The sequence below is a fragment of the Leuconostoc gelidum subsp. gelidum KCTC 3527 genome, assembly GCF_000166715.1.
GTDB classification, from domain to species: Bacteria; Bacillota; Bacilli; order Lactobacillales; family Lactobacillaceae; genus Leuconostoc; species Leuconostoc gelidum.
The window spans coordinates 1-2,525 of sequence record NZ_AEMI01000040.1 but is presented as its reverse complement, the minus strand read 5'-3'; the positions used below and the strand labels follow the sequence as shown (position 1 = coordinate 2,525).

At 33.7% G+C, this 2,525-nt stretch carries 4 protein-coding genes; all 4 read right to left on the bottom strand.

Features of this window, described 5'->3' with window-relative positions; all coding sequences use genetic code 11:
* Positions 1–189: 189 nt before the first annotated feature.
* Positions 190–702: a relaxase MobL gene (mobL, locus tag EUI_RS0109920; protein WP_308442844.1), complete on the bottom strand. Its 513-nt coding sequence runs from the start codon at positions 700–702 to the stop codon at positions 190–192.
* Positions 703–837: 135 nt separating this feature from the next.
* Entirely contained in the window at positions 838–978 is a 141-nt protein-coding gene (locus EUI_RS10665) for a hypothetical protein (protein ID WP_010688000.1), read from the bottom strand.
* A gap of 213 nt (positions 979–1,191) precedes the next feature.
* On the bottom strand, positions 1,192–1,539 hold the full coding sequence (locus EUI_RS0109910; RefSeq protein WP_010687999.1) for a hypothetical protein: 348 nt from the start codon (positions 1,537–1,539) through the stop codon (positions 1,192–1,194).
* Between the two features lie 145 nt (positions 1,540–1,684).
* A partial coding sequence (locus tag EUI_RS0109905; protein ID WP_010687998.1) for a C39 family peptidase occupies positions 1,685–2,525 on the bottom strand: 841 nt, incomplete at its 5' end.

Genomic DNA, 2,525 nt, shown 5'->3' with positions numbered 1-2,525 from the left:
TAATAATAATAATAATAATATATATATATAATAATAATAATATATATATNNTNTTTTTTTGTATCTACTGGCTGGGTAAATTGTAAAATAAAAATGAGCACTATATCTTGCTAAAATATTCGTCTTGGTGATTTCTAATAAAGTGTTTTCCTATGTAGCATTAATTTTTTACATCACTTTTATTCCTCACTACATTCCTCTTGAAATCGTTGATTTGTACTCTTCCTGAGCCTTTTCGTGTTCAACTTGTTTTAACTTATTCTGGTCAAGTACCTGCGTTTCAGGATCATACAGGTTATTTTCTACTAACCAATCACCCCTAATTGAAAACGCTAATTCATGAATATTGTTGCCGTTTGCTTGCGCTTCATCTAGTTGTTTTCTCAGCTGTGAAATATCGTGGTTATCGTAATTGAGTTTTTCTTCGCCAAATATGGGATGCGTCTCTGTCACGGCCGTGCTTCGATTAGCGTATCCGCGTTTGTTAAACTGTTCTTTCAATACAATTAAATCAGTTATTGCGGCATTATTTAAATCACTTGTTTTCTCGGAATTATTGGCATAATCAACAAGATTGGAATAGGTTTGTCCTTTCGCACTCGCCGAACTTGCGGTCACAAATTGTGCAGGTAGATTGACCATCGCCGTATTTTTTTCGCCCAGTGCAAAAGCTGCAATTTTACCAGTTTTCAATTCCTCCATAATGTCTTGTAAAGATGTGAAATCTTGAGAATAGGCGCTAACCAAACGGATGACTCATTTGGTTGATAGGTTGAGCATCTTACCAACTTCATTATGTGATTGTTGATAATTATTAAGCAGCACATGACATAGTTGTTATAGATAGTAATTTGTTTGATCACGTTCCGATTGGCTACCTGCCATTTCGTGAACTTTTGTAGGATGATGCCAATTAAATTCATCAATTTGTTTTAAGTATTTGGATAAAATTGTTTTTGTGTGCTCATCAGTCGTCATAAATCTGTCTTCCTGTTTGATGGTATTTTTTAATTAACTGTTTGTCTCGCCCACGAATTTTTTATATTCTACATAGGTCTTCCCCAAATCATTATTAGAATTGATTCCTGTTGGTGCACCGAATTGCTGGAATTCTGTTTGATTGATTGGGTTGATGGCATATTTTACAAAACCATTTTGTGGATCAATGACCTCTGGAATATATTCTAGTTGTCATTGCTGCATTGTCAAAAGGAATCCTAGTAGATTTTCTATATTTGACATTTGTGTTGTTAATTTTAAATCATCTTTTTTTGAGCTGACACCATTAACCTTCTGGGCCAGTTCTGAAATATTTAGACTTGCATTGCTCGAATTGAGCGCAATATTTTCTACGAAGAAATGCAAAGCGAATTTGTAGATACTACTTCGACTAAATTTAACGTTTAACGCGCTCGGATGTCTGTTAACCCAATGCACCATTTGTTGAAAATACCATTCTTCATCTCTGGAATTTTTTATACCAATCATTTTTGGTTTTGCATCATAAATTGATTGATCTATATCAAATTCTTGTAACAACTTATCAATTCAATAACATCTTAATCAAAATTAAATATATCACGTCTAACTTTTATCAATAATCCTTGAACATTCTTAGCTAATTCTTTGTTTTAAAAAAGCACATGGCGACATGTGCTTTTTTATCGATTGCCTTATAGTTTATTCACATAATAGCGAAAACTGGTCTACCTGCATTCCAATCACCCCTATCTCTACTTAAATTATTAGAGATAGCGTTGACATCATACCAGCCGTTATAATAATATCTGTTATATGGATCTAATACTTCGGTAGCCCCATTGCTATAACCATAAGTGGTAATAGCATGTCCAATACCACCAGCAACGTTTACAAAGAATATGACCGGCACACCTTGTTGTAGTAAACTAGCAGTACGTTCAACTGTATTAATTTGTTCTACTTTTCTACCATAAGCATTAATGGTATTGATTAGATCACGTCCTGTGGCACCAAAAGATGATTGGCTTAAATTGTCCATAACGATTTTAACATCATCAGGACTCACATTAATACCGTATGAACCATTTAATACCATGGCGATACTAGTAGGCACACACCCTGCTTGACCCATTGAGTAATCATTAAACCGATGATTAGACCAACGACTATCTAACTGAGAAAAATAAACTGGCTTTTTAGTGATAATTAAATCGCCGTTCCCACCAAAATCATATTTTTTGCCATTAACACGAATTGATGTATTACGTAGTTGATTAAAGCTATTACCATAATATTCAACTTGATAAGGGTGACTACCATAATAACGGAACCCTTTTACAGCATCTCCATTAGTACCAAAGAAATAAATGGTATTAGCATTTGTACGAACATAATTGTTACGTACTTGATTATAGTTGTTACTATAATATTCCATCTTACCATTATCATAATTACGAATGCCCTTTACAGCATCTCCATTGGTACCAAAGAAATAAATGGTATTAGCATTTGTGCGAACATAATTGTTGCGTACTTGATTATAG